Raw genomic sequence first — 26213 nt, 5'->3', positions numbered from 1 at the left:
CTTTTTTTATGTCCGACTGAGGAATGGACATAACTGACAAGCTTAAACCCGCCGTCGGCCGCACATCCTAAACATGAGCGGAAAACGCTCAAACAGCGATGAATCCACGGGGGGTTTTTCCATTGGGTAAAAAACTGATGACGATCGCAGGCGTTTTAGCCGTGACGGCAAGCTTAACGGCATGCGGAGCAAATAATGCCATGAATGACGGACGCTACAATCAGTCAACACGTCCGGTCGGATATTATTCGAATGATAATGATAACGGCAGACGCCAGTACGGAATGGACCATCAAGGACCCGTTTCTGAAATGATGGAAAACCGAAACGGCCGTCATAATACGACAAACGTGTCCGACCAGTATGCGCCTAATGACGGGGTTCCGTTAACGACGGACGGCACATATAACGGCCGAAATGTCAATACGCCGCCGGCAGCAATGTCTTATAATGGGTATGACAACGCCGAAAACATCAGGCTGGCGGCAAAAGTTGCAAACCGCGTGAAAAAAGTAAAAGGCGTACAGGATAGTCAGGTCATCGTGACTGACACGAGAGTCGTCATTGCCGTCAGAACAAATCATCCTTTTACGAAAAATGATGATAAACATGTCAAACATGCGGCCAAAAAATTTGCGGACGGCCGTACAATTCAAGTGTTTACCGACAACGCTACTTTTACAAAGCTGCAAGACATGAACAGAAACAGCCGTTAAACGGGACTGCCGGATGATTTCATCCGGCAGTATTTTTATGGATAAAGCTTCATCATTTCTTTACATATTCTTAAAACGCTCTTTATGTTGCGGTGGTAACATAAAAGTAATAAAACGTAACGGAGGGGCCGGAATGAAAAAAACGGAGCATGACAAAAGCCGCGGAGCAAAAACTGTGTATCTGACCGTAAGGGGATACCGGCTCAAACTGACGCCCGGACAAATGAAACTGATTTCAGCCGGCCGGGCATAATCATCGGGGCAGCCCTCATATAGAGGCTGCTTTTTTCCGGCTGAAACAGACAAATGAAAGAAAACGGTTAAGCACCGGCATCTTTGGTCAAACTAGCATCAAGAGTTTGATTGAATAAAGAGGTGTTATTGGTGAAACGAATTTGCGGTGCTCGTCTATTGTTTATGCTTATCTTATCGGCTGCAGTCCTGATTTGCGGAGGAAAAGGCGCATACGGGGCGGAGGTTGAGCATTACGGGCCGCTTCGGGTGCACGTCCAGCTGGAAAAGGTCTATCTGGACGGTGATGTCGGCATCGAACATACGGATGAAACCGTTTTGGCGATGGAGGATTTTTGGGCCGCATATGCGGGCTGGACGCTCGTTGAGCAGAAAAAAGGCTTCGTCCTTTTCCGTAAGCATGTTGATGACATTTCTCCGCTCAGTAAGGTTAACGGTTATATCGGCGTCACGGACGGAGGCGTCATCTCCACTTTTCACGGCCGTCCCGGATCGCTGGCCGAGCCGATTCAATCTTTCTTCCAGATTGATATAGAAAGGCTGGAAAGCCGATTGCAAAAGCACTTGGAACACGGCATACCGTACAGGACAAAAGCGGAGTTTGAGAGCGTGATCGATCATATTAAGACTTACAGCGGCTGACTTTGACGCAAGACATGTGACACATGTCTTTTTTTTCTGAATGGAAGGTGTCAAAGCGAACATACGTTAACTTTTCTATAAGACTTTGGCTGTTTTTGTGTTACAATGATAAGCAGTCAAAGAGGTGAATAGGTGTGATTGAATTCGTGAAGGGGACGATTGATTATGTATCTCCCCAATACATCGTGATTGAAAACGGCGGAATCGGCTATCAGGTCTTCACTCCGAATCCGTTTATTTATAAGGTAAGCAATCAAGAGACCATTTTTACGTATCATCATATAAAAGAAGACGCCTTTTCTTTGTACGGTTTTTCAACCCGGGAAGAAAAAGCGCTTTTCACAAAGCTGCTGAACGTCACCGGCATCGGGCCGAAAGGGGCGCTCGCCATCCTCGGTTCCGGTGACCCCGGAGCCGTCATCGAAGCGATCGAACAGGAAGATGAAGCCTTTTTGGTGAAATTTCCGGGTGTGGGCAAAAAAACGGCGCGGCAGATTATTCTTGATTTGAAAGGCAAACTGGCCGACGTCGTGCCTGAAATGATTGACAACCTGTTCAATCATGAAGCGCGCATTGAAAAACAAGAGGCTGAAACGGCGCTTGACGAGGCGCTTGAAGCGCTTAGGGTTCTCGGCTACGCCGAAAAAGAAATTAAAAAAGTGCTTCCTCACTTAAAAGAGGAAACGGCGCTTTCAACAGATCAATATGTGAAAAAAGCATTGCAAAAATTATTAAAGTAAGGTGATGTTCATGGATGAACGGCTCGTTTCAAGTGAAGCAGACAGCCATGAATCAATAATCGAGCAAAGCCTCAGGCCGCAGAATCTCGCCCAGTATATCGGCCAAAAGAAGGTGAAAGAAAATCTGCGCGTGTTTATCGATGCGGCGAAAATGAGGCAGGAAACGCTGGACCACGTTCTTTTATACGGGCCTCCGGGTCTCGGGAAAACAACGCTTGCGTCTATCGTGGCCAATGAGATGGGGGTGGAGATGCGGACGACGTCAGGTCCCGCCATCGAAAGACCGGGAGATTTGGCAGCCATTTTGACGGCGCTCGAACCAGGGGATGTGCTGTTTATAGACGAAATTCACAGGCTGAACCGCTCGATTGAGGAAGTGCTGTACCCGGCGATGGAGGATTTCTGCCTTGATATCGTCATTGGAAAAGGCCCGTCCGCCCGCTCCGTCCGTCTCGACCTTCCCCCTTTTACGCTTGTAGGAGCGACGACAAGGGTCGGATTATTGACCGCACCGCTCAGAGACCGGTTCGGGGTGCTGTCGCGCCTTGAATACTATACGCAGGAAGAGCTGACAGATATCGTGTCAAGAACGGCTGACGTTTTTGAAGTGGATATCGAAGAAGCTCCGGCTCTGGAGATCGCCAGACGGTCAAGGGGAACGCCGCGGGTTGCAAACCGGCTTCTCAGAAGGGTGAGAGATTTTGCCCAGGTGCTCGGCGACAGCCGCATCACGGAAGAAATCGCTCACGACGCGCTCGAACGTCTTCAAGTCGATGCGCTCGGCCTTGACCATATCGACCATAAGCTGCTGATGGGCATGATCGAAAAATTCAGCGGCGGTCCTGTCGGCCTTGATACGATTTCCGCGACAATCGGCGAAGAACCGCATACAATAGAGGATGTGTACGAACCGTATCTGCTGCAGATCGGATTTCTACAGAGGACGCCGAGGGGACGGGTCGTGACTCCGGCTGTGTATGAACATTTTCGATTGGAGGCGCCCGCCCGTGACTGACTTTCCGAAGGTTCTCATGGTTCTCGGTGCCGTTTTGCTTATTGCCGGCGCAGTCTGGCACTTTGTCGGAAGGCTGCCCGGAGATATTTTCGTTAAGAAGGGAAATGTTACATTTTTCTTTCCCGTTGTCACTTGTATTGTGATCAGTGTGATACTATCCATTCTGCTTAATTTTTTCGGCAGAATGAAATAACAATAGACAGAATAAAGGTGAAATGATGAAAGTCGATTTATTTGATTTTGAACTGCCTGAACGCCTCATTGCCCAAGTGCCGCTGAAAGAGCGTGACGCATCACGGCTGATGGTGCTCGACAAACAGACGGGCGGGCTGACGGACAGTTCGTTTAAAGAGATTGTAAGCTTTTTTAATGAAGGGGATTGTCTCGTCTTGAACAATACCCGTGTGCTGCCTGCAAGATTATTCGGCACAAAAGAAGATACGGGAGCGAAAGTGGAGCTTCTGTTATTAAAACAGGAAGAAAATGATACATGGGAAACGCTCGTAAAGCCGGCGAAACGCGTAAAAAAAGGAACGGTCCTGACATTTGGCGACGGCCGGCTGACAGCGGTCTGCACGGAGGAGCTTGATCACGGAGGCAGAAAAATAGAATTCCGGTATGACGGGATTTTTTACGAAGTGCTTGAATCACTCGGTGAAATGCCGCTGCCTCCTTATATTAAAGAGCAGCTTGATGATAAAGAACGGTATCAGACCGTCTTTTCAAAAGAAATCGGATCTGCCGCAGCTCCGACGGCCGGACTTCATTTTACGGAAGAGATTCTGGACGAGCTGCAGCAAAAGGGTGTGCGGATTGAATTTATCACACTTCATGTGGGACTCGGCACATTCCGCCCAGTCAGTGCGGATGATGTGGAAGAGCATAACATGCACGCGGAATTTTATGAAATGACGGAAGAAACCGCCGCCTCTTTAAACGAGGTCAGAAAGGCGGGAGGGCGCATCGTGTCGGTCGGGACGACATCAACGCGCACCCTGGAAACCATTGCCGGCGAGCATGACGGCGTATTTACCGCCTCAAGCGGCTGGACGTCCATCTTCATTTATCCGGGATATGAATTTAAAGCGATTGACGGCATGATCACCAATTTTCATCTGCCGAAATCTTCCCTTATCATGCTCGTTTCTGCGCTTGCCGGCAGAGAGCATGTTCTTTCCGCCTACCGTCATGCGGTAGAAGAGGAATACCGTTTCTTCAGCTTTGGCGACGCCATGCTGATTATCTAATTTGAATGACAGGAGGCCTCATACAAAGTGGCTGAACAACCGATACGTTATGAATTTATAAAGGAATGCAAACAAACGGGAGCGCGGCTGGGCAGAGTTCATACGCCCCACGGCTCCTTTGAGACGCCTGTATTTATGCCGGTCGGCACGCTTGCTACGGTAAAGACGATGTCTCCGGATGAGCTGAAATCTATGGATGCGGGCATTATTTTAAGCAATACGTACCATTTATGGCTCCGCCCGGGACACGACATTGTAAAAGAAGCGGGCGGGCTTCATAAGTTTATGAACTGGGACCGCGCGATTTTAACAGATTCCGGCGGTTTTCAGGTCTTTTCATTGAGCAAGTTTCGTAATATAGAAGAAGAAGGCGTTCATTTCCGCAATCACTTAAACGGAGACAAGCTGTTTTTATCTCCGGAAAAAGCGATGGAAATTCAAAACGCCCTCGGCTCTGATATCATGATGGCGTTTGATGAGTGTCCGCCGTATCCGGCAGAGTATGATTACATGAAACGCTCTGTAGAACGGACCAGCCGCTGGGCGGAACGCTGCCTGGAGGCGCACGGGCGCTCAGATGAGCAGGGTCTGTTCGGGATCGTACAGGGCGGAGAATACGAAGACCTGCGGACACAAAGTGCAAAAGACTTGGTTTCGCTTGATTTTCCGGGGTATGCCATAGGCGGATTATCTGTCGGCGAGCCGAAGCACGTCATGAACCGAGTGCTTGAGTTTACAACTCCGCTTTTACCGAAGGACAAGCCGAGATATTTAATGGGTGTGGGTTCACCGGATGCCTTAATTGACGGCGCCATCCGCGGCGTGGATATGTTTGACTGCGTACTGCCGACCCGGATTGCCCGAAACGGCACGGTGTTTACGAATGAAGGGCGTCTGAATATGAAAAACGCCAAATATGAGCGTGATTTCCGTCCGATTGACGAAGAGTGCAGCTGCCATACATGCAAAAATTACTCCCGCGCTTACATCAGACATTTGATCCGCTGTAATGAAACGTTTGGAATTCGATTAACAACTTACCATAACCTTCATTTTCTGTTACACTTAATGGAGCAGGTCAGACAAGCCATCCGGGAGGATCGTCTTGGTGATTTCCGAGAAGAGTTCTTTGAGCGTTACGGCTATAATAAGCCAAATGCGAAAAGCTTCTAAATAAAACCATTCTTGAAAGGAGGGAAACAGATGGGTACTTTAGGCACAATCGTTCCTATTATTTTAATGTTTGCAGTGCTTTATTTCCTGCTCATCCGTCCGCAGCAAAAGCAGCAGAAGGCCGTACGCCAGATGCAGGAAGAGCTGAAAAAAGGGGATTCAGTGGTGACAATCGGAGGATTGCACGGCACTGTTGATTCAATTGATGAAAGCAAGGTCGTCATTAAAACAGGTGATAACACCCGTTTAACATTTGACCGCCGCGCAATCAGAGAAGCTTCCGCTGAATAACAGCGAAGCTCATACATACAAAAAAAGAGCGGAGAATCCGCTCTTTTTTTATTACGCTGATCTGCTTCCTTTCAAATTCACTCCGAAAATGCCGCCCAGCATACTGACTCCCAAAAAGCCGAGATGAAACAAAAGCTGACCGGATGTAAACGTTTTTCCGAACCCTAAATATTGAAACAGCAAGATGATTAATGAAAAACAGACGGCGGTTAACGCTCCGATCATCCAGCCTTTTTCCTTCGCTTTGCCGCCCGATATAAAACCTCCCGCAAATAAAGAAAGAAAAGAAAGCGCGGTGATCAGCCAGCTGAAAGATGATTCTTCCATTGAGGTAACCGTCAGTAAAAGCGAAATCGCCAAACTTGTAAGAAGCATCACCGCAAAAATAGCCACTAAACCGTACAAAACGCCTCTTCCCACTTGTTTCGTTTCTTCCATTTTTATCTCCTCTCCGCTCTGCGGCCTGATATATGACAAGCCGGAGCCCGTCTTTTTCTAAATGTATTCTCTGAATGTTCGAATTAGACGTAAATGCATGATGTTCAGCCCGTTTATTACATAATTCAGAGCCGATGGCAAATGCTATGACCGTTGGAGGTGCGATATGGAAGATATTTTCATTATTACGTTTCGTACGATTGTGCTTTATTTTATCATTCTTGTGATTTTCAGACTGATGGGAAAACGGGAAATCGGAGAACTGAGCATTTTAGACCTTGTCGTCTCCATTATGATTGCCGAGATTGCCGTATTGGCAATTGAAAATGTAAAAGATAAGCTTTTGCACACAATAGTGCCGATTGTCGTTTTAATGATTATTCAAGTAAGCCTTGCTTTTATTTCGCTCAAAAGCCAAAAAATACGGCAGCTGCTTGACGGAAAACCCACCATTATTATAAAACAGGGAAAAATTGATGAACGGGCGATGAGATCGCAGCGCTACAATTTTGACGATCTTCTTATGCAGCTGAGGGAGAATAACATCGATAGAATCTCTGACGTGTCGTACGCCATTTTGGAGTCTTCGGGCAAACTGTCAATCGTCAAAAAGAAAAACAATAAGGATAAGCAGATGGAAACATCGCTTATCGTTGACGGGGTCATTCAGAACGAGCATCTGGACAGAATCGGGAAAGATAAACACTGGCTTGAAAAAAATTTAGCAAAAAGAGGATATCGCGATCTTTCGGTTATATCATTCTGCACGTTTACGGACGGCGCTTTTTTTATTGATCTTAAAGATGAAAAAGGGGAGCCATAAATCGGTTTCACCGCGTCACGAACTTGCCGATGACCGGAATCCGGATCAGCTCTTCCCTTTTAATCAGCCTGAATAACAGAAGAAGCGCAATGTACAAAGCCGCCGTCATTGCAATCCAGCCTGTGAGATTAACAGCCTCTGATCCTGAAAAATGAACGGCGTGCTTGATGATGCGGCTGACATAACCGCAAATGAATATGACGGCAAAACAGAGCGCGTATTCTTTTATTTTAATGCTGATCGGAAGCACCTTGCTTACGGTGGCCGCATGCAGCAGGGTGACAAGGACCATCCCCGTTACAATCGCAAGTGCGGCGCCCATGATGCCCAAGGAGGGCCTGGTCGCCAAAACAAAAATTAGGCCGGTTTTGACAGCGGCGCCGATAAAACTGTTCATCATGGCTGCCCCGGCTAAATTGAGAGCCTGCAGCACCGCCTGAAGGGGCCCCTGAAAATAGTAAAGCAGAAAAAACGGCGCCATCACTTTAACAAATACCGCCGCATTAGTTGATCCGTACATGACGGACATCAGTTCATCAGCGAAAGAGAATAAAATAACCACCGAAATGCCTCCGCTTAAAAGACACAGCCTCATCGCCTGTTCCAGACGGTATTCGACAACTTGCAGCTTTTTTTGCTCCATTCCTTCACTGATCGCAGGAACAAGCGCTGTTGACAGAGAATAGGTTATAAAGCTGGGCAGCGTCAAAACCGTCATGGCAAATCCGGTCAGCTCTCCGTACTGGCTGGTGGCGGCAGCGGTGGCCACTCCTGCAATCGCAAGGCTCTGCGCGACGACAATAGGTTCAAAAAACCAAGATAAATTTCCGATGAAGCGGCTTCCGGTTGTCGGGAGCGACACGCTCATCAGCTGGCGGAAGGTTTCTTTTCCATTTGCGATCGACTTGAAAAATTGTTTTCTGATTCTGATTGTTTTATTTGCTTTAAAACAAATGAATAAATAAATAAGAGAGGCAAGCTCCCCGATGACAGACGAAATCATGGCTCCTGCTGCGGCATATTCAATCCCGTACGGCAGAAACACCGTCGTGCAGACTGCGACAAGTGAAATCCGCACGATCTGCTCAAGCACTTGGGAAAACGCCAGCGGGTTCATATTCTGTCTGCCCTGAAAGTAACCGCGGAGCACGCTGGAGATCGCGATAATCGGCACGACGGGCGTAATCGCCAGAAGCGGGTAAACCGTGCGCTGATCCGTCAGCATCGTTTCGGACATAATCGGCGCAAAGCATAAAAACAGCGGCGTGAAGATGAGACTTAATATCCCAGTGACGGTAAGCGACATCACTAAAATGTGTTTCATTTTCTGCCGGTCCCCCCGCGCGCTTGCTTCAGCGACAAGTTTGCTGATGGCAACGGGGAGGCCGAATTGAGTCAAAGTGGTGGCCAAGAAAAATGTCGGGGCAGCCATCATGTATAAACCGACCCCTTCTTCACCGATAAACCGGGCGATAACCACCCGGTTGACAAAGCCGAGCATTCTCGTAATCATCCCGGCTGCGATGAGAATAAGAGTGCCCCTTAAAAAAGTCTGTTTTGCCATTTTATAAACCCCTGCCTTCTCAAACTACCTGGAATCATATACAATAAAGATATGCGCCGATGTCGTCCGAGCATGACAAGTCTTCGAGAAAAATGGAAAAAGGAGCGAGCGCCCAGTGGAGAAACATCCCGCCGAAATGTACAAAGATCATTTGCGGCCTTTCTTGTACAGTAAACTTGAAGAGTTCAAAATCCTCGGATACGATGATGTTGAGCACGAGAGTTTATGGTCATACTTAATACATAAAAAGTGGAAACAGAAAAAGGAACTGCCGCTGCATGAATTGGCCGGTCATATTTTATCAGTTAAAATTGGCGATTTTATGAACTATGCAACCGTTGAAGCTTTTAAGTCGTCTAATTGGCTGGAAAGCGATGAGGGTCAGGAAGCTTTGGATGAACTGCTGAGATAATGATTTGACGGCATAGGTTTAAGGAGGAAATACATAATGAAAAAAGGACGCTTGATTGCGTTTTTCCTGATCGTATTATTGATCGGCACAGGGCTGGGGTATTTTACAAAACCGGCTGCCGATAATATTACGTTAGGATTGGATTTACGCGGCGGGTTTGAAGTTCTGTACGATGTGCAGCCCGTCAAAAAAGGCGATAAAATCACAAAAGACGTGCTCGTCAGCACGGTGCAGGCGCTGAACCGCCGGGCTAACGTTCTCGGCGTAAGCGAGCCGAACATTCAGATTGAAGGAAATAACCGTATCCGCGTTCAGCTGGCTGGCGTCACGAACCAGAACAGGGCGCGCGAAATTCTGTCAACGGAAGCGCAGCTCTCGTTCAGGGATACGAATGATAAAGAGCTGTTAAACGGCTCTGATCTCGTGGAAAACGGCGCGAAGCAAACCTTTGATCCGACGACGAACGAACCGATTGTCAGCGTTAAGCTGAAAGATGCGGATAAGTTCGGAGAAGTGACGAAAAAAGTCAAGAAAATGGCGCCAAATAATCAGCTTGTGATCTGGCTTGATTACCAAAAAGGCGATTCATTTAAAAAAGAAGTCGGTAAAAAACATCCGAAATATGTATCCGCTCCGAATGTGAGCCAGGAATTAAACACGAAGGATGTCACGATTGAAGGCCAGTTCACCGTTCAAAAAGCGAAGGACTTGGCCAATATTTTAAACGCGGGCGCGCTGCCTGTGAAACTGACCGAAAAATACTCTACTTCAGTAGGGGCGCAATTCGGACAGCAGGCTTTGCATGATACGGTAGAGGCCGGCATCATCGGTATTGCAATTGTTTTCTTATTTATGCTGCTTTATTACAGACTGCCTGGACTCATAGCGGTCATTACGCTTTCTGTATACGTGTATATTACGCTTCAAGTGTTTGACTGGATGCAGGCGGTGCTGACGCTTCCGGGTATTGCGGCTCTCATTTTGGGTGTCGGGATGGCGGTTGACGCCAACATCATCACCTATGAACGGATAAAAGAAGAACTGAAACTCGGCAAATCCGTCCGCTCAGCTTTCCGTTCAGGGAACAGACGGTCATTCGCGACGATTTTCGATGCGAACATCACAACGATCATCGCAGCGGTCGTGCTCTTTATTTTCGGGACAAGCTCTGTAAAAGGGTTTGCGACGATGCTGATTCTGTCAATTCTGACAAGCTTTATTACAGCTGTCTTCCTTTCAAGATTCCTGCTCTCCCTTCTCGTGGAAAGCAGATGGCTTGACCGGAAAAAAGGCTGGTTCGGCGTCAAGAAAAAACATATTATGGACATTCAAAAAACGGATGAAAATACTGAACCGCATACGGCATTCCAAAAATGGGATTTCACGAGCAAGCGAAAATATTTCTTTATTTTCTCAAGCGCTGTAACCATTGCAGGAATTATCATCTTGCTGGTCTTTAAGCTCAACCTGGGAATCGATTTTGCAAGCGGGGCGCGGATTGACGTGCAGAGCAATCATGCATTGACGGCGCAGCAGGTTGAAAAAGACTTTGACTCTCTCGGCATGGATCCGGAAAACATCGTGCTCTCGGGTAAAGAGAACCATGTTGCCGCGGCCCGGTTTGTCGGAGAGCCATCCAAAGAAAAAATCGCTGAAATCAAAACGTACTTTAAGGACAAATACGGATCTGAACCGAACGTCAGCACGGTATCGCCGACAGTCGGAAAAGAACTGGCCCGTAATGCTTTATATGCCGTGGCAATTGCATCAATCGGCATCATTATTTACGTATCAATACGTTTCGAGTACAGAATGGCTATCGCCGCAATTGTATCCCTGCTGTATGACGCTTTCTTTATCGTCGCGTTTTTCAGCATTACAAGGCTGGAGGTTGACGTAACCTTTATCGCCGCTATTCTCACCATAATCGGTTACTCGATAAATGATACGATTGTTACATTTGACCGGATACGCGAGCAGATGAAAAAACGCAAGCCGAAGTCATTTGCCGATCTGGAACACATCGTGAATCTGAGTTTGCAGCAAACCTTTACACGTTCGATCAATACGGTCTTGACCGTTGTGATTGTTGTCGTCGTGCTGCTCATTTTGGGCTCATCGTCAATTACAAACTTCTCCGTCGCCTTATTGGTCGGTTTATTGACGGGCGTTTATTCCTCTCTTTACATCGCCGCGCAGCTGTGGCTTGTATGGAAAGGAAAAGAATTTAAAGGGAAAAAATCAATCGAAGAGTAAAAGGAAACAGGCTGTCTTCCGGAAGGCAGCCTGTTTTTTTTAGGCCGCATTGAACTTAAAACCTGCATTTGCTATAATGACATACGCTTACATAATCAATCATCATTGTAAAAACATGTAGGAGGGTTCTTATGAACGTTCGTGAGTCGGAGCTTCCGGGCATCGGCCAGAAAGTAGAAGTCATTACGAAAAATCACGATAAAATCAGTATTATTCTTCATGATGACGGCAGAAAAGAGCTCTATTACTTCGATGAGAATGATCATGACGAATGCTTGGCATCCGTTGAATTTAACGACGAAGAGGCAAGGCAGATTTCCGCTATTTTAGGCGGGATGACGTATAAGCCGAAAGCGCTGGAATCTGTGGAAGTCGCGCTTGATGACCTCGTCATTGAGTGGTTTAAAGCCGAATCTCATGCACCGGCTGTCAGCCGTACAATCGGAGATTTGGAGATCAAGAAACATTACAACGTCCAGATTATTGCGATCGTGAAGAAAAACCGGCAAAAACAGCTGAGTCCCGGTATTGATACCGTAATTGAAGAAGGGGACACCCTCGTCATATCGGGAGAAAGAAGCGGACTGAAAAAGCTGGTCCGCGAGCAGTTGACGGCCCGGATTTCCTGAGGCCGGGGTTTACTCCCGGGAAAACGGGGGAAAAGATAAGAATCAATAATTGGGGGCAGACGCATGAATAAACAATGGACTATTATATTCGCTTTACTATTTACTCTGATTGTCGCCATCTTTGCCGTCATTAACGTGCGGGCGGTTGAGGTTGATTATCTGTTCGGAACCGCTGAATGGCCGCTGATTTTAGTCATTTTAGGCTCTGTGTTAATGGGAGCGCTGATCGTGTTTTCAGCCGGTATCTTTCAAGTGATGAAACTGAAGCGCGAAATTAAAATGCTGCGGGAAGAAAACAGATCCGCAGGTGAATTGACGGCTGATTCGGACGGCAAAAAAACAGCCGCTCCGCCGGAAGAAATGCTTGAAGAGAAAAAAGGATCAGAATAACATTTGAAACCCCTCAGTCCGCTCTAGTATAATAGGGTGGTTGAGGGGTGAATTTATGTTAGCGTCAAAAATGCGCTGGGAAATCCAGCAGCCGGATCAGGAAAAAGTCAAATCACTCACAGAACAATTGGACATAACACCTCTTGTGGCATCACTGCTTGTAAAAAGAGGTTTTGATACTGCCGAAAGCGCAAGGCTGTTTTTACATACAAAGGATGCAGACTTTTATGACCCGTATGAATTAAAGGGAATGCGGGAAGCAGTTGATCGGATAAAACTGGCGGTTTCTCAAGGGGAACCGATTATGATTTACGGAGATTACGATGCAGACGGCGTTACAAGCACGTCAGTGATGCTGACGGCACTCAGACAGCTGTCGGCGGACGTTGACTTTTATATTCCCGACCGTTTTACAGAAGGCTACGGCCCGAATGAACAAGCTTTCCGCTCCATAAAAGAGCGGGGATTTTCGCTGATCATTACAGTGGATACGGGAATCGCCGCCGTCCATGAAGCTGAAGTCGCAAAAGAGCTGGGCTTAGACGTCATTATTACCGACCACCATGAGCCGGGACCCGAGCTTCCTGACGTATTTGCGATCATCCACCCGAAGCAGCCGGGATGCGGCTATCCGTTTAAAGAATTGGCCGGCGTCGGTGTGGCGTTTAAGCTTGCCCACGCGCTTACGGGTTCTTTGCCGGAAGCTATGCTGGACTTGGCGGCAATCGGTACGGTTGCAGATCTGGTGCCTCTTCATGATGAAAACAGATTAATTGCGTCACTCGGAATTGAAAGGCTTCGTACGACAAATCGGCCGGGCCTCAAAGCTCTGATTAAGCTTTCCGGCGGAGATATCGGACAAGCTGATGAGGAAACGATTGGATTTCAGGTCGCACCGAGGCTTAATGCCGTCGGAAGAATAGAACAGGCCGATCCCGCTGTGCACCTGCTGATGACCGAAGATCAGTTTGAAGCGGAGGAACTGGCTTCGGATATTGACCGGCTGAATAAAGAGCGGCAGAAAATGGTGAAAACCATGACCGAAGAGGCTGTTGAAATGGTACAGCAACAAGGCGGAAACCCGTCTGCCATTGTAGTGGCAAAAGCCGGCTGGAATCCGGGCGTCGTCGGTATTGTCGCATCGAAGCTGGCTGAACGTTTTTACCGGCCCGCTGTTGTGCTTGGGATAGATGAGGAGCAGGGAATCGCCAAAGGGTCGGCGCGAAGCATCAGAGGTTTCAACCTTTTTACGAGCCTTTCACAGTGCAGAGACATTCTTCCTCATTTCGGCGGGCATCCGATGGCGGCCGGAATGACGCTGAAGGCTGAAGATGTGGCGGAATTAAGGGACAGGCTGAATCAAATGGCTGAAGAAACCCTTACGGAAGAGGATTTTATTCCCGTTCAGGAGGTTGATCTTGTCTGCGGCGTTGAAGACATAACCGTTGAAAGCATTACAGAATTGAATATGCTGTCGCCGTTCGGCATGCTTAACCCTAAACCGCATGTGATGGTGAAAAATGCCGTGCTTGATGATGTGCGCCTGATCGGAGCGAATAAAAACCACGTGAAAATGACGGTGAAAAGTGATTCCGCCGTCCTTGACTGCGTCGGCTTTAACAAAGGAGAGCTGGAAGCCGGAGTTGTTCCCGGATCAACGATTTCCATTGTCGGCGAGATGTCCATTAATGAATGGAACAACAGAAAGAAGCCCCAGCTGATGATTAAAGATGCTGCGGTGCCGGAATGGCAGCTTTTTGATATTCGAGGCAAGCGGACGTGGGAAGATACGGTCACCGCACTGCCGAAGGAAAAACGGGTGCTCATCAGCTTTAACGAAAAAACCGCTCAGAAGCTCCGTGAAAAAGAGCTGACGGGCGAGCTTGCCGAGATCACTTCGGAATCCGAGGCGGAAGCTCTCCAGCTTGACGGAAAATATGCCGTTTTTCTGGATGTGCCGCCGTCAGCGGATCGCCTGCAGCATTTGCTTGACGGAAAGAAGCCGGAACGGATTTATTTTGTTTTTATCAATCATGAAGAACATTTCCTGTCCTCATTTCCATCGCGGAATGATTTCAAGTGGTTTTACGCATTTCTCTTGAAAAGGGGCGCTTTTGACTTCGGCAAGCATGGTTCAGAGCTTGCGAGACACAGAGGATGGTCAATTGACACAATCAATTTCATGACAAAGGTGTTTTTTGATCTCGGTTTTGTTAAAATAGAAGATGGTGTGCTGTCTGTCGTGAGCGGCGCGAAAAAACGCGACCTGGCAGATTCGCAAACCTATCAGGTAAAACAGCAGCTGATGGAATTAGACCAGAAGCTCAATTATTCCGCAGCCCATGAGCTGAAGGAATGGCTGAATAAGCTGATGAACCAAGGTTCAGAGGCTTATGAAAGTACGAGGAGGACATAGAACAGATGGATCTTAAAAAATACGTAACAATTGTGCCCGATTACCCGAAAGAAGGCGTACAATTTAAAGATATTACGACATTGATGGACAAAGGCGACGTATACCGTTACGCCACTGACCAAATTGTTGAATATGCAAAAGAAAAAGAAATTGATTTAGTTGTCGGGCCTGAAGCGCGTGGCTTTATTATCGGCTGTCCGGTTGCATACGCGCTCGGAGTCGGCTTTGCCCCGGTTCGGAAAGAAGGGAAACTTCCGCGTGAGGTCATTAAAGTCGATTACGGTTTGGAGTACGGAAAAGACGTACTGACGATTCATAAAGATGCGATCCTGCCGGGACAGCGCGTGCTGATTACTGATGACTTGCTTGCAACAGGCGGCACGATCGAAGCAACGATTAAGCTTGTCGAAGAACTGGGCGGCGTCGTAGCCGGTATTGCATTCTTAATCGAGCTTTCTTACCTTGACGGCAGAGACAAGCTTGACGATTACGATATTTTAACATTAATGAAATATTAACCGCATATGGAAAAAAGCACTCGTGTCAGGGTGCTTTTTTCCTATTATTTCATCATCCTGACAGATTCTTTAGGTGTTTTGAACTTCTGCCCTTTACATCTCTCGTTTTTTTCTTGATAATAAACTAATACAGTTTACATTTAAAAAAGGTGATTCCATGGCGAACGAACAAGTATTGACTGCCGAGCAAGTAATAGATAAAGCGCGCACTTATCTGCCGGAGGAGCAGATTGCGTTTGTTGAGAAAGCTTACCTGTATGCGCAAGACGCGCATCGCGAACAGTACCGCAAATCAGGTGAGCCGTACATCATTCATCCGATTCAGGTGGCGGGGATCCTCGTCGATCTGGAAATGGACCCTTCCACAATTGCGGGCGGATTTCTGCATGATGTGGTGGAGGACACGGATGTCACCCTCGACGACCTGAAGGAAGCATTTTCTGAAGAAGTGGCGATGCTTGTCGACGGCGTGACGAAGCTCGGTAAAATTAAGTATAAATCTCAAGAGGAGCAGCAGGCGGAAAACCATCGAAAAATGTTTGTCGCTATGGCTCAGGATATCAGAGTCATATTGATCAAGCTGGCGGATCGCCTTCACAATATGCGGACGTTAAAGCATCTTCCGCAGGAAAAGCAGCGGAGAATTTCAAATGAGACGCTGGAGATTTTCGCTCCGCTGGCCCATCGGCTCGGGATTTCTAAGATCAAATGGGAGCTGGAAGACACCGCTCTCCGTTATTTGAATCCTCAGCAATATTACAGAATCGTCAACCTCATGAAGAAAAAGCGCGCGGAACGCGAACTTTATGTCGAAGAGGTTGTCAATGAAGTGAAAAAACGCGTTGAAGAAGTGAATATTAAAGCGGACTTTTCAGGACGTCCGAAGCACATCTACAGCATTTACCGCAAGATGGCGCTGCAAAATAAACAGTTCAATGAAATATATGATCTGCTCGCCGTCCGTATTCTTGTCGGAAGCATTAAAGACTGCTACGCCGTACTCGGCATTATTCATACGTGCTGGAAGCCGATGCCGGGCAGATTCAAAGATTATATTGCGATGCCTAAGCCGAATATGTATCAGTCTCTGCATACGACCGTAATCGGGCCTAAAGGCGATCCGCTGGAAGTGCAGATCAGAACGTTTGAGATGCATGAGATCGCTGAATACGGGGTGGCCGCACACTGGGCATATAAAGAAGGCAAGGCTGCAAACGAAGAAGCGACATTTGAGAAAAAACTGTCCTGGTTCCGTGAAATTCTGGAATTCCAAAACGAGTCTACCGATGCGGAAGAATTTATGGAATCGCTGAAAATCGATCTGTTTTCTGACATGGTATACGTATTTACGCCAAAAGGCGATGTCATTGAACTGCCGTCAGGCTCTGTGCCGATTGATTTTTCCTACAGGATCCATTCGGAGATCGGCAACAAAACAATCGGGGCGAAAGTGAACGGAAAAATGGTGACGCTTGACCATAAGCTCCGGACGGGCGACATCGTCGAGATTCTGACGTCCAAGCATTCTTACGGTCCGAGCCAAGACTGGGTCAAACTGGCGCAGACGTCCCAGGCGAAACACAAAATCCGCCAATTCTTTAAGAAACAGCGCCGGGAAGAAAACGTCGAAAAAGGCCGTGAGCTTGTCGAGAAAGAAATTAAAAATCTTGATTTTGAAGTGAAAGATGTTTTAACACTCGAAAATCTTCAAAAGGTTGCCGACAAGTTCAATTTCTCAAATGAAGAGGATATGTACGCGGCGGTCGGGTATAACGGCATTACCGCTCTTCAGGTGGCCAACAGGCTCACCGAAAAAGAACGGAAGCTGCGTGACCAGGAAGAGCAGGAAAAAATCGTTCAGGAAGTCACTTCCGAGCCGAAACATTATCCTCAAGGGAGAAAACGGGAAGCGGGTGTGCGCGTAAAAGGCATTGACAACCTTCTCGTCCGCTTGTCGAAATGCTGCAACCCGGTGCCGGGCGACCATATCGTCGGTTTTATTACAAAAGGGCGCGGTGTATCCGTTCACCGGGACGACTGTCCGAACGTCAAAACGAATGAAGCGCAGGAACGTCTGATTCCCGTTGAATGGGAGCATGAATCACAGGTTCAAAGACGCAAAGAATATAACGTTGAGATTGAGATTTTGGGGTATGACCGTCTCGGGCTTTTAAATGAGGTGCTCCAAGCCGTAAATGAAACGAAAACCAACATCTCCTCTGTCTCCGGCAAATCCGACCGCAATAAAGTCGCTACGATTCATATGGCGATTTTTATTCAAAACATCAATCATCTGCACAAAGTGGTCGAGCGGATTAAACAGATCAGAGACATCTATTCAGTCCGGCGGGTAATGAACTAAAAGGAGCTTGCTATGAAATTAGTTGTTCAGCGTGTAACAGAAGCGAGTGTGACGGTTGACGGCGCTGTCGCCGGCCGGATCGGACCCGGTATTATGGCGCTTGTCGGCATCACTCATGAAGATACAGAAGAAGATGCCGCTTACTTGGCGGATAAAATCGTGAATCTTCGGATATTTGATGATGAAAGCGGCAAGATGAATTTATCGCTTTTGGATACGGGCGGGGAGATTTTATCCGTTTCCCAGTTTACGCTTTACGGCGAAACAAAGAAAGGGAGACGCCCGAATTTTATGAATGCGGCTAAACCGGATCAGGCTGTGCTCCTTTATGAAAAGTGGAACGAACTCCTTCGGGAAAAAGGAGTCAAAGTGGAAACCGGAATATTCGGAGCCATGATGGATGTTCAGCTGACGAATTCCGGGCCGATTACATTGATTATGGATTCTAAACAATAAAAAAGCTGCCGTTCGGCAGCTTTTTTTTTATGATTGAAAATAATGTTCCAATCCGCTTTCAATTCCGTCTGTCACTTTTTCCTGATAAGAGCCGCTATGTATGATTGTTTCTTCTTGCGGTTGACTGAGATAGCCGAGCTCATACAGCATGGCAGGCCGTTTATTTTCCCTCAGGACGTAATAATCGCCAAACAGAACGCCGCGATCAGGAATAGGGGAACGCTTCACTACTTCAGAATGGACGTCTGAGGCAAGCTGGCGGTCCTTAGACGGACTGTAATAATAAGCCGTGCTTCCTCTCGTTGACGTATCGGCATAGCTGTCATAGTGAATGCTGATAAAGGCATCCGCATTCCGGTAATGAGAGGTTGAAACCCTGGCCTGCAGGCTGATAAATGTATCATCCTGTCTGGTGATATACACGTTTGCACCGGCCGCTCTCAATTTTCCGGCTAACAGCTTAGCGGTTTTAATCGTTACGTTTTTTTCAAACTTTCCGGAGTAGCCGATCGTTCCGCTGTCTTTTCCTCCGTGTCCGGGATCAACGACGATCGTTTTGTTTTTAAGTGAGCCGCTGCCGCCTGACGTGTTGGGAGAAGGTGCTTCGCCTGTTTCCTCACCGCTTTTTGACGTTTGTACGACCCAGTCTGCCACATATGCGGTTTGTCCGTTTTCAAGCCGGACTTCATACCATTTGCCGCTTGAGCCGACAATCGGGTAGGCTGCGCCTTTATCTGCTCTTTTTACGATAGAAGCGGAAGTCGAGGCCGAGCTCCTTAAGTTGGTGCCGCTGTAAACAATATACGCTTTTTTCGAGGAGCCTGAGCCCGCAGAACCGTCTCCCGAGCCGGATGCGCTGCCCGATGAGTCAGAATCCTTTATGATGTAGTGGCTTGCTGCCCAGCCTTTTTGCCCGTTTGCTTCAATTTTCAGCCAGCCGTGGTCTTCACTTAAGATGGAAACCTTTGTTCCGCGTGATAATTTAGTCATAATCGCTGAATCATGTGACGCTGCACTTCTGACATTCAATGAAGAAACGCCGACCGTCCCGCTTTTTGACCCGCTTCGGGCCGAAGTTGCTTTCGTATCCGATCCGCCGCTGTCCGCGGTGACGTATTCGGAAGAAACCCACCCGGTTGTGCCTTGATAAGAAATGTTCACCCATCCGCTGTTCTTGTCCAGCACGGATGCATGCGCGCCTTGCGGAAGTTTGCCGATGACTTCATACGATGTCCCCGGGCCTTTTCTGATGCGGAGGTCAGGATCGGTGGAAGTGACCGTTCCGCTTTTTGCGGATGAATTGTCTGCTCCCCCGGCTGTTTTTGATATCAGCCAGGAAACGACCCATCCGGTTTTACCGGGGCTCAGCTGAAGCTGTACCCAGTCTCCCTCTTCTTTAACGATCGGGTATCTTTCCCCTTTTTTTACTTCAGCCTTTATTCCGTAGCTCAGGCCGGGACCGCCTCTGACATTGATCTTGTCTGTCGCGATGACCGCTTCTCCCTCTGCGGCGATTGCGGTGTGAAATGACGGAAGAAGCGCTGTGATGATGACGCCGCATAAAATAAGAGCAAGAGTTCTCTTCTTCATGGCTGTCCTCCTTTCTGAACTAACTAAAATACATTCTTGTATAATATCGTATTTTCCTTGCTGAATGTTAAATAAAAATAAAATGGTTTGTTTATACTAGTCATAAATACAGCGAAAAGGTGTGCAAATCATGAAATATCAACCAAAAATGGGGCGCGCGCTGCACGATGCGGAAGGAAATCTGCATTTCAGTGATCAGAGCGATAGAGAAAAGGCGGGTTTTCTTGAAGAGACGGCGACGGAGTTCGGTCTCTTATCGAAAGAAGCGGTCGCAAGGAAAAACAGACGGAATAAAACTTGACAGGGGAGTGCAATCCCATTATTATAATAGAAATTGATGTACATAACTCATGATAACGATTTTGAACCGATAATGGAGAAGAGTAGGTCAGAATGCATGGAAAAGAGAGGAACCGTCCCGGGCTGAAAGCGGATCCGCACTGCATCTTTCTCGAAACAACACTCCGGAGGTTCCCTGCTGAACGCTTTTGCAAGTCATTAGGCAGCGGACGTGAACCTGCGTTAAAGGTCAGAGCGGGGATGCTTCGGCATTCCAACTAGGGTGGCACCACGGGTATAACTCTCGTCCCTACTATACATGTATAGTAGGAGCGGGAGTTTTTTTATTTGAAGAAAGACATTAAGGAGGCCTGTAACATGGCATATCACATTCCAAGAGGCACACAGGACATACTGCCGGGTGAATCAGACAGATGGCAGTTCGTCGAACAAATTATGAGGGAGACGTGCCGCACTTATCAATATAAAGAAATCCGCACGCCGATCTTCGAACATACGGAATTATTCGCAAGAGGCGTCGGTGAGTCTACAGATATCGTGCAGAAAGAAATGTACACGTTTGAAGACCGCAAAGGGAGAAGCTTGACGCTTCGGCCGGAAGGAACAGCCGCCGCAGTCCGCGCGTTCAATGAAAATAAATTATTTGCGAACCCGGTGCAGCCGACGAAGCTTTATTATGTCGGACCGATGTTCCGTTACGAACGTCCGCAGACAGGGCGTTTCCGCCAATTTTATCAATTCGGAATTGAAGCGATCGGCTCCAAAGATCCGGCCGTGGATGCAGAAGTCATTGCGCTTGCGATGAGTATTTACCGTAAAGCCGGTTTGAAACATGTCAAGCTTGTGCTGAACAGCCTTGGTGACCAGGAGAGCCGCAAATCCTACCGGGAAGCGCTCGTCAAACATTTTGAACCGCGCATCGGAGAATTTTGCTCAGACTGCCAATCGCGTCTGCACACAAACCCGCTCAGAATTCTTGACTGCAAGAAAGACAGAGAGCATGAACTGATGAAAACGGCTCCGTCCATTCTTGATTACTTAAATGAAGAATCAGCCGCTTATTTTGAGAAAGTAAAACAATACTTAAACGGTCTCGGCATCCCGTTCGAAATAGATCCGAACCTTGTCAGAGGGCTTGATTATTATAACCATACCGCTTTTGAAATTATGAGCAATGCCGAAGGATTCGGAGCGATTACAACCCTTGCCGGCGGGGGCCGCTATGACGGGCTTGTTGAACAGATCGGCGGACCTGAAGCGCCGGGTATCGGATTTGCGATGAGCATCGAACGACTGCTGGCAGCCATTGACGCTGAGAAAACAGACCTTCCCGTCAATCAGGGGATCGACTGCTACATCGTGACGCTCGGAGAAAAAGCGAAGGATTATTCCGTTTCCCTCGTGTACAAACTGAGAGAAGCGGGCATCTCAAGTGAAATCGATTATGAAAATAAAAAGATGAAGGGCCAATTCAAAACGGCTGACCGTCTCGGCGCACGTTTTATTGCGATTTTAGGGGAAGATGAGCTTGCCCAAAATAAAATCAATGTAAAAGATGCGGAAACAGGAGAGCAGCGTGAAGTGGTGTTAGACGAGCTGATACAAGTGTTAAAGGCAGATCAAAAGCAGTGAAGGAGAGGAACGCTATGTTTGGAAGAACATATTATTGTGGCGAGATAACTGAAAAAGCGATTGGCGAAACCGTCAAACTGAAAGGGTGGGTGCAGAAGCGGCGCGATCTCGGCGGCTTGATTTTCATTGATTTGCGTGACCGCTCGGGTATTGTGCAAGTCGTGTTCAACCCTGACGTATCGAAGGAAGCCCTTGCCGCAGCGGAAGCAATCAGAAACGAATATGTGCTTGATATCGAAGGCACGGTTTCTGCCCGTGAAGAAGGCACGGTGAATCCCAACCTGAAAACCGGTAAAATTGAAATCAAAGCTGAAGCGGTGACGGTGCTCAGTACGGCGAAAACGCCTCCGTTTCCGATCAGTGACCAGGCGGCTGAGGTTTCTGAAGACGTCCGGTTAAAACACCGCTATTTGGATTTGCGCCGCCCGGCGATGTTTCAAACATTGCAAATGCGGCATCAAGTCACAAAATCCATCCGCCATTTCTTGGATGAAAACGGATTTCTTGATATTGAAACACCGATTTTAACAAAAAGTTCTCCCGAAGGCGCCCGTGATTACTTAGTGCCGAGCCGGGTGCATGAAGGGGAATTTTACGCCCTTCCGCAATCGCCGCAGATTTTTAAACAGCTTCTGATGGTGTCGGGCTTTGAACGGTATTATCAAGTGGCCCGCTGCTTCCGCGATGAAGACTTGCGTGCCGACCGCCAGCCGGAATTTACGCAGATTGATATTGAAATGTCCTTTATGAGTCAAGAGGACATCATGGCTCTGGCGGAAGAGATGATGGCGAAAGTCATGCTCGAAACAAAAGGCGTTGAAGTATCGCTTCCGCTTCCGCGAATGACATATGAAGAAGCGATGAACAGCTACGGTTCCGACAAACCCGATACCCGCTTCGGCATGCTGCTGACGGACGTGTCAGACATAGTGAGAGATACTGAATTTAAGGTGTTCTCATCAGCCGTGGCAAACGGCGGCGTTGTAAAAGCGATCAATGTCAAAGGCGCTGCCGGCGACTATTCCAGAAAAGATATCGATGCGCTCGGCGTTTTTGCCGGAAATTACGGCGCGAAAGGTCTCGCTTGGGTGAAAGTAGAAGCTGACGGCGTAAAAGGCCCGATTGCGAAATTCTTTGATGAAGAGAAGCAGGCAAAACTGGCTGAAGCGCTTGATGCTTCTGAAGGCGATCTGCTCCTGTTCGGCGCTGATAAGTTTGAGGTTGTGGCTCAATCCCTCGGCGCGCTTCGCTTAAAGCTCGGCAAAGAACGCGGCCTGATTGACGAAAGCCTCTTCAACTTCCTGTGGGTTGTGGACTGGCCGTTATTGGAGCATGACGAGGAAGAAGGCCGTTTCTATGCGGCTCACCATCCGTTTACAATGCCTGTCCGTGAAGATCTTGGCCTGATTGAAACGGCGCCTGAAGATATGAAAGCGCAGGCTTACGACCTCGTCTTAAACGGCTATGAACTCGGCGGAGGCTCAATCCGTATTTTTGAAAAAGACGTTCAGGAAAAAATGTTCGGGCTTCTCGGCTTTACAAAAGAAGAAGCGGAGCAGGAGTTCGGATACCTTCTTGAAGCCTTTGAATACGGCGCCCCTCCGCACGGCGGAATCGCGCTCGGCTTAGACCGGTTGGTTATGCTTCTTGCAGGCCGCACAAACTTAAGAGATACGATCGCTTTCCCGAAAACGGCAAGCGCAAGCTGCCTTCTTACGGAAGCGCCCGGCGAAGTGAGCGACGCCCAGCTTGAAGAACTTCACCTTTCTGTCAAAAGAAAAGTGAAACAGTAAAGATCAGCAGTTTGTTTCTTGAAAATCAAAATCTGCTGTGATATGATTTTGACAAGTTAAATAAAGTCCTGATGTGTTAGTTGTACACCTAGTTTTGACCGAACATTTTTTTGATTTGGGAGCCCGCATTTTTAAATGGCGTACATGCCTCTTTTCATTCGCTAAAGAGGACTTACAAGATTTAAAAAAGGGCACCCACCTGCTGAGAGCGGGTTCAAAACGAAGGAAAGCTGCAACGGCACAATTGGGACTTTATTTTTTGTGCGCTAAAACCAGCGGCTTTCTGACAAGCCGAGTTTATAAAACCAGAATGTGGAGTGAGTCTCTTGTTACATCAGTTTTCCAGAAATGAGCTAGCGATTGGAAAAGAAGGGCTGGACACGTTAAAAAACAGCACGGTGGCCGTTCTCGGCGTCGGCGGAGTCGGTTCATTCGCAGCCGAAGCATTGGCGAGGTCCGGAGTGGGGCGGATCGTGCTTGTCGATAAAGATGATGTTGACATTACAAACGTAAACCGCCAGCTGCATGCGCTCTTGTCGACGGTGGGACAGCCGAAAACAGAATTGATGAAAGAGCGGATCGCTGATATTAATCCGGATTGTGACGTCGTCGCCTTAAAAATGTTTTATACAGAAGAGACGTATGAGCAGTTCTTTGAGTATCCGCTTGATTACGTCATTGACGCGTCAGATACGATTCATTATAAAATTCATCTGATGAAAGAATGTCTGAAACGGAATGTTCCGCTGATTTCAAGCATGGGAGCGGCGAATAAAACAGACCCGACACGCTTTCAGATTGCTGACATTTCAAAAACCCATACTGATCCGATTGCCAAAGTCGTCCGCACAAGGCTTCGTAAAGAGGGCATTAAAAAAGGCATACAGGTCATTTTTTCTGATGAAAGCCCGATCGTCATCCGTGAAGACGTCAGAAAAGAAGTCGGGAATGATGAAGCGAAAATCCGCAAAGCGCAAATGCCGCCGTCTTCCAACGCCTGGGTTCCGTCAGTGGCCGGTCTGATTATGGGCGGACATGTTGTCATGGAGCTCTTAAAGGACATCGACATTAAACGGGTTAAAGATAAGTAAAAAGAAAAACAGCCTTCTTCAGGAAAGGCTGTTTTTTTATTTGAATCCGCCGTTTACACGAAAGATCTTGTCCGGTTATTTTTTCTGCTTCATCAGTTTTTCATACACTTGCTTTATGGCGGCTTCAAATTTCCCCGTTTGTTTCGGTTTATAGTATTGCTTGTTTTTTAACGGATCGGGCAAATATTGCTGTTCGACCCATCCATTCTCGAAATCGTGAGGATATTGATAGCCGATCCCGCGTCCGAGCTCTTGGGCCCCTTTATAGTGGGCGTCTTTTAAATGTTTCGGCACATCGCCGATTTTACCAGTCCTGATGTCTTTGAGCGCCTCATCAACGGCTGAGATGGCGGAGTTTGATTTTGGCGAGAGGCATAATTCGATTACCGCATTGGCCAGCGGAATTCTCGCTTCCGGAAAGCCGATCCGTTCTGCGGTCTGAATCGCGCTCAGCACCCGGGGGCCTGCCTGCGGGCTTGCGAGGCCGATATCTTCATAGGCGATCACGAGAAGTCTTCTTGATATGCTTTCAAGGTCTCCGGCTTCGATCAGACGGGCCAGATAATGAAGGGCGGCGTTTGCGTCCGAGCCCCGGATCGATTTTTGGAACGCGGATAAGACGTCATAATGCGCATCGCCGTTTTTATCATGGGTATAGCTTTTTTTCTGCAGACATTCTTCCGCCGTTTCCCGTGTAATCCGGATCGTGCCGTCGCTTGATTCCTTTGTGGAGAGCACGGCAAGCTCCAGTGCGTTCAAAGCGGAGCGGACGTCTCCTCCGCATCCTTGTGCGAAATGATCCATCGCGTCGTCGTCCACCGAAACGCTGTAGGAACCGAGTCCCCGGTGTTCATCTGTGAGCGCTCTTTTCAATGCCAGCTTGATCAGATCGGGTGTTAACGGTTCAAGCTCAAATATCTGGGTTCGGCTTCTGATGGCCGGGTTAATGGCATGATAAGGATTGGCGGTCGTCGCGCCGATTAAAATAATCATGCCGTTTTCTAAATAGGGCAGCAGAAAATCCTGCTTTCCCTTATCAAGCCTGTGCACTTCATCAAGGATTAAAATGACCTGACCAGACATTTTCGCTTCCTGTACGACAATCTCCATGTCTTTTTTATTATGAATGACGGCATTCAATTTCCTGAATGCGATGCTTGTCGATCCTGCGATCGCTGTGGCGATGGACGTTTTTCCGATGCCCGGCGGTCCGTACAGGATCATGGATGATAAGTGCTTCGCACGCACCATTCTGCCGATGATTTTATCTTCTTTGACCAAATGTTCCTGGCCGATAATGTCTTCGATATTGGCAGGCCGCATCCGATATGCCAATGGTTTCATGAACATCTCTCCTTACATATACAGGGTAACGGAAAACGGCCGATTAGAAAAGCGAATTGCGGCGGGCCCCGTGTTTCAATGAAAATTAGGATAAGTTATGTTATAATAACAGTTGGTCTATAA

Annotated in this window: 26 protein-coding genes, 1 other RNA gene and 1 other annotated feature; of the genes, 23 read left to right on the top strand and 4 right to left on the bottom strand. The window is 47.7% G+C overall.

Going from position 1 to position 26213, the window contains the following annotated elements; all coding sequences use genetic code 11:
* Window positions 1–122 precede the first annotated feature (122 nt).
* From OWN49_RS11590 to yajC, 9 genes are all read left to right on the top strand, one after another.
* Window positions 123–716: a YhcN/YlaJ family sporulation lipoprotein gene (locus OWN49_RS11590; protein WP_069013531.1), complete on the top strand. Its 594-nt coding sequence runs from the start codon at window positions 123–125 to the stop codon at window positions 714–716.
* Window positions 717–849: 133 nt separating this feature from the next.
* Complete coding sequence (locus OWN49_RS19535; RefSeq protein WP_007612850.1) at window positions 850–969, top strand: hypothetical protein; 120 nt, start codon at window positions 850–852, stop codon at window positions 967–969.
* A gap of 131 nt (window positions 970–1100) precedes the next feature.
* Window positions 1101–1610 carry an intercompartmental signaling factor BofC gene (locus OWN49_RS11585; RefSeq protein ID WP_012118093.1) on the top strand — a complete coding sequence of 170 codons (510 nt, stop codon included), beginning with the start codon at window positions 1101–1103 and terminating at the stop codon, window positions 1608–1610.
* Between the two features lie 134 nt (window positions 1611–1744).
* Window positions 1745–2350 carry a Holliday junction branch migration protein RuvA gene (ruvA, locus tag OWN49_RS11580; protein ID WP_003152683.1) on the top strand — a complete coding sequence of 202 codons (606 nt, stop codon included), beginning with the start codon at window positions 1745–1747 and terminating at the stop codon, window positions 2348–2350.
* Between the two features lie 10 nt (window positions 2351–2360).
* Complete coding sequence (gene ruvB / locus OWN49_RS11575) at window positions 2361–3365, top strand: Holliday junction branch migration DNA helicase RuvB (protein ID WP_003152685.1); 1005 nt, start codon at window positions 2361–2363, stop codon at window positions 3363–3365.
* Window positions 3358–3558, top strand: coding sequence for a DUF2905 domain-containing protein (locus tag OWN49_RS11570; RefSeq protein ID WP_003152687.1), 201 nt, complete (start codon window positions 3358–3360; stop codon window positions 3556–3558). Before ruvB ends, OWN49_RS11570 begins: the two co-directional genes overlap by 8 nt.
* 25 nt (window positions 3559–3583) lie before the next feature.
* A complete protein-coding gene (gene queA, locus OWN49_RS11565; protein ID WP_077722643.1) occupies window positions 3584–4612 on the top strand; it encodes a tRNA preQ1(34) S-adenosylmethionine ribosyltransferase-isomerase QueA in 1029 nt (342 codons plus the stop codon).
* A 27-nt stretch (window positions 4613–4639) separates the two neighbouring features.
* The gene (gene tgt / locus OWN49_RS11560) at window positions 4640–5785 is read left to right on the top strand and encodes a tRNA guanosine(34) transglycosylase Tgt (protein ID WP_007408186.1); all 1146 of its coding nucleotides are present in this window, start codon (window positions 4640–4642) and stop codon (window positions 5783–5785) included.
* Window positions 5786–5815: 30 nt separating this feature from the next.
* Entirely contained in the window at window positions 5816–6076 is a 261-nt protein-coding gene (yajC, locus tag OWN49_RS11555) for a preprotein translocase subunit YajC (protein ID WP_003152695.1), read from the top strand.
* 51 nt (window positions 6077–6127) lie between these two features.
* Here yajC and OWN49_RS11550 read toward each other — a convergent pair whose 3' ends face one another.
* A complete protein-coding gene (locus OWN49_RS11550) occupies window positions 6128–6514 on the bottom strand; it encodes a TIGR04086 family membrane protein (RefSeq protein ID WP_003152697.1) in 387 nt (128 codons plus the stop codon).
* A 166-nt stretch (window positions 6515–6680) separates the two neighbouring features.
* On the opposite strand from OWN49_RS11550, the gene OWN49_RS11545 reads away from it, so the two are divergent.
* Entirely contained in the window at window positions 6681–7337 is a 657-nt protein-coding gene (locus OWN49_RS11545; RefSeq protein ID WP_003152699.1) for a DUF421 domain-containing protein, read from the top strand.
* Between the two features lie 7 nt (window positions 7338–7344).
* Here the strand turns inward: OWN49_RS11545 and spoVB are convergent, their stop codons facing one another.
* Window positions 7345–8901, bottom strand: a complete 1557-nt coding sequence (spoVB, locus tag OWN49_RS11540) for a stage V sporulation protein B (RefSeq protein WP_070082162.1) — start codon at window positions 8899–8901, stop codon at window positions 7345–7347.
* A gap of 115 nt (window positions 8902–9016) precedes the next feature.
* Here spoVB and OWN49_RS11535 point away from each other — a divergent pair, with 115 nt between their 5' ends.
* The 8 genes from OWN49_RS11535 (at window position 9017) to dtd (ending at window position 18340) form a co-directional block, all read left to right on the top strand.
* Window positions 9017–9313 (top strand): post-transcriptional regulator, encoded by a 297-nt coding sequence (locus tag OWN49_RS11535; protein ID WP_007408189.1) that lies wholly within the window; start codon window positions 9017–9019, stop codon window positions 9311–9313.
* Window positions 9314–9349: 36 nt separating this feature from the next.
* Entirely contained in the window at window positions 9350–11569 is a 2220-nt protein-coding gene (secDF, locus tag OWN49_RS11530) for a protein translocase subunit SecDF (RefSeq protein WP_077722642.1), read from the top strand.
* A 131-nt stretch (window positions 11570–11700) separates the two neighbouring features.
* Window positions 11701–12198: a cation:proton antiporter regulatory subunit gene (locus tag OWN49_RS11525; protein ID WP_012118088.1), complete on the top strand. Its 498-nt coding sequence runs from the start codon at window positions 11701–11703 to the stop codon at window positions 12196–12198.
* Window positions 12199–12261: 63 nt separating this feature from the next.
* Window positions 12262–12588, top strand: coding sequence for a LapA family protein (locus tag OWN49_RS11520; RefSeq protein WP_176283444.1), 327 nt, complete (start codon window positions 12262–12264; stop codon window positions 12586–12588).
* 55 nt (window positions 12589–12643) lie between these two features.
* A complete protein-coding gene (gene recJ / locus OWN49_RS11515; protein WP_015387899.1) occupies window positions 12644–15004 on the top strand; it encodes a single-stranded-DNA-specific exonuclease RecJ in 2361 nt (786 codons plus the stop codon).
* A 5-nt stretch (window positions 15005–15009) separates the two neighbouring features.
* A complete protein-coding gene (locus tag OWN49_RS11510) occupies window positions 15010–15522 on the top strand; it encodes an adenine phosphoribosyltransferase (RefSeq protein ID WP_003152714.1) in 513 nt (170 codons plus the stop codon).
* A gap of 157 nt (window positions 15523–15679) precedes the next feature.
* Window positions 15680–17884 carry a GTP diphosphokinase gene (gene relA / locus OWN49_RS11505; RefSeq protein WP_060674703.1) on the top strand — a complete coding sequence of 735 codons (2205 nt, stop codon included), beginning with the start codon at window positions 15680–15682 and terminating at the stop codon, window positions 17882–17884.
* Window positions 17885–17896: 12 nt separating this feature from the next.
* Window positions 17897–18340: a D-aminoacyl-tRNA deacylase gene (dtd, locus tag OWN49_RS11500; protein WP_007408194.1), complete on the top strand. Its 444-nt coding sequence runs from the start codon at window positions 17897–17899 to the stop codon at window positions 18338–18340.
* A 27-nt stretch (window positions 18341–18367) separates the two neighbouring features.
* On the opposite strand, the gene OWN49_RS11495 is transcribed toward dtd, so the two are convergent.
* Window positions 18368–19930, bottom strand: coding sequence for an SH3 domain-containing protein (locus tag OWN49_RS11495; RefSeq protein ID WP_025853067.1), 1563 nt, complete (start codon window positions 19928–19930; stop codon window positions 18368–18370).
* Window positions 19931–20060: 130 nt separating this feature from the next.
* Here OWN49_RS11495 and OWN49_RS11490 point away from each other — a divergent pair, with 130 nt between their 5' ends.
* From OWN49_RS11490 to OWN49_RS11470, 5 genes are all read left to right on the top strand, one after another.
* Entirely contained in the window at window positions 20061–20231 is a 171-nt protein-coding gene (locus OWN49_RS11490) for a YrzK family protein (protein WP_003152722.1), read from the top strand.
* A 60-nt stretch (window positions 20232–20291) separates the two neighbouring features.
* Window positions 20292–20524: a binding site (T-box leader), on the top strand.
* A gap of 63 nt (window positions 20525–20587) precedes the next feature.
* Window positions 20588–21862 carry a histidine--tRNA ligase gene (gene hisS / locus OWN49_RS11485; protein WP_003152726.1) on the top strand — a complete coding sequence of 425 codons (1275 nt, stop codon included), beginning with the start codon at window positions 20588–20590 and terminating at the stop codon, window positions 21860–21862.
* 14 nt (window positions 21863–21876) lie between these two features.
* Window positions 21877–23655: an aspartate--tRNA ligase gene (aspS, locus tag OWN49_RS11480; protein ID WP_176283443.1), complete on the top strand. Its 1779-nt coding sequence runs from the start codon at window positions 21877–21879 to the stop codon at window positions 23653–23655.
* 62 nt (window positions 23656–23717) lie between these two features.
* A non-coding RNA gene (gene ssrS, locus OWN49_RS11475) (6S RNA) lies at window positions 23718–23910 on the top strand.
* A gap of 71 nt (window positions 23911–23981) precedes the next feature.
* A complete protein-coding gene (locus OWN49_RS11470) occupies window positions 23982–24746 on the top strand; it encodes a tRNA threonylcarbamoyladenosine dehydratase (RefSeq protein WP_077722639.1) in 765 nt (254 codons plus the stop codon).
* A 75-nt stretch (window positions 24747–24821) separates the two neighbouring features.
* Here OWN49_RS11470 and OWN49_RS11465 read toward each other — a convergent pair whose 3' ends face one another.
* A complete protein-coding gene (locus OWN49_RS11465) occupies window positions 24822–26090 on the bottom strand; it encodes a replication-associated recombination protein A (protein ID WP_176283442.1) in 1269 nt (422 codons plus the stop codon).
* Window positions 26091–26213 lie beyond the last annotated feature (123 nt).

It is taken from the genome of Bacillus sp. NEAU-242-2, from assembly GCF_027853835.1.
Classification (GTDB): Bacteria; Bacillota; Bacilli; order Bacillales; family Bacillaceae; genus Bacillus; species Bacillus velezensis.
Note: the sequence above shows the minus strand (reverse complement) of the source record. Positions and strands in the feature narration are given on the sequence as shown.

Excerpts from the sequence above, each read along its gene's own strand:
- OWN49_RS19535 (WP_007612850.1), top strand. The coding sequence starts at position 850 with ATGAAAAAAACGGAGCATGACAAAAGCCGCGGAGCAAAAACTGTGTAT.
- ruvB (WP_003152685.1), top strand. The coding sequence starts at position 2,361 with ATGGATGAACGGCTCGTTTCAAGTGAAGCAGACAGCCATGAATCAATA.
- queA (WP_077722643.1), top strand. The coding sequence starts at position 3,584 with ATGAAAGTCGATTTATTTGATTTTGAACTGCCTGAACGCCTCATTGCC.
- yajC (WP_003152695.1), top strand. The coding sequence starts at position 5,816 with ATGGGTACTTTAGGCACAATCGTTCCTATTATTTTAATGTTTGCAGTG.
- OWN49_RS11550 (WP_003152697.1), bottom strand. The coding sequence starts at position 6,514 with ATGGAAGAAACGAAACAAGTGGGAAGAGGCGTTTTGTACGGTTTAGTG.
- OWN49_RS11545 (WP_003152699.1), top strand. The coding sequence starts at position 6,681 with ATGGAAGATATTTTCATTATTACGTTTCGTACGATTGTGCTTTATTTT.
- spoVB (WP_070082162.1), bottom strand. The coding sequence starts at position 8,901 with ATGGCAAAACAGACTTTTTTAAGGGGCACTCTTATTCTCATCGCAGCC.
- secDF (WP_077722642.1), top strand. The coding sequence starts at position 9,350 with ATGAAAAAAGGACGCTTGATTGCGTTTTTCCTGATCGTATTATTGATC.
- OWN49_RS11525 (WP_012118088.1), top strand. The coding sequence starts at position 11,701 with ATGAACGTTCGTGAGTCGGAGCTTCCGGGCATCGGCCAGAAAGTAGAA.
- OWN49_RS11520 (WP_176283444.1), top strand. The coding sequence starts at position 12,262 with ATGAATAAACAATGGACTATTATATTCGCTTTACTATTTACTCTGATT.
- recJ (WP_015387899.1), top strand. The coding sequence starts at position 12,644 with ATGTTAGCGTCAAAAATGCGCTGGGAAATCCAGCAGCCGGATCAGGAA.
- OWN49_RS11510 (WP_003152714.1), top strand. The coding sequence starts at position 15,010 with ATGGATCTTAAAAAATACGTAACAATTGTGCCCGATTACCCGAAAGAA.
- relA (WP_060674703.1), top strand. The coding sequence starts at position 15,680 with ATGGCGAACGAACAAGTATTGACTGCCGAGCAAGTAATAGATAAAGCG.
- dtd (WP_007408194.1), top strand. The coding sequence starts at position 17,897 with ATGAAATTAGTTGTTCAGCGTGTAACAGAAGCGAGTGTGACGGTTGAC.
- OWN49_RS11495 (WP_025853067.1), bottom strand. The coding sequence starts at position 19,930 with ATGAAGAAGAGAACTCTTGCTCTTATTTTATGCGGCGTCATCATCACA.
- OWN49_RS11490 (WP_003152722.1), top strand. The coding sequence starts at position 20,061 with ATGAAATATCAACCAAAAATGGGGCGCGCGCTGCACGATGCGGAAGGA.
- hisS (WP_003152726.1), top strand. The coding sequence starts at position 20,588 with ATGGCATATCACATTCCAAGAGGCACACAGGACATACTGCCGGGTGAA.
- aspS (WP_176283443.1), top strand. The coding sequence starts at position 21,877 with ATGTTTGGAAGAACATATTATTGTGGCGAGATAACTGAAAAAGCGATT.
- OWN49_RS11465 (WP_176283442.1), bottom strand. The coding sequence starts at position 26,090 with ATGAAACCATTGGCATATCGGATGCGGCCTGCCAATATCGAAGACATT.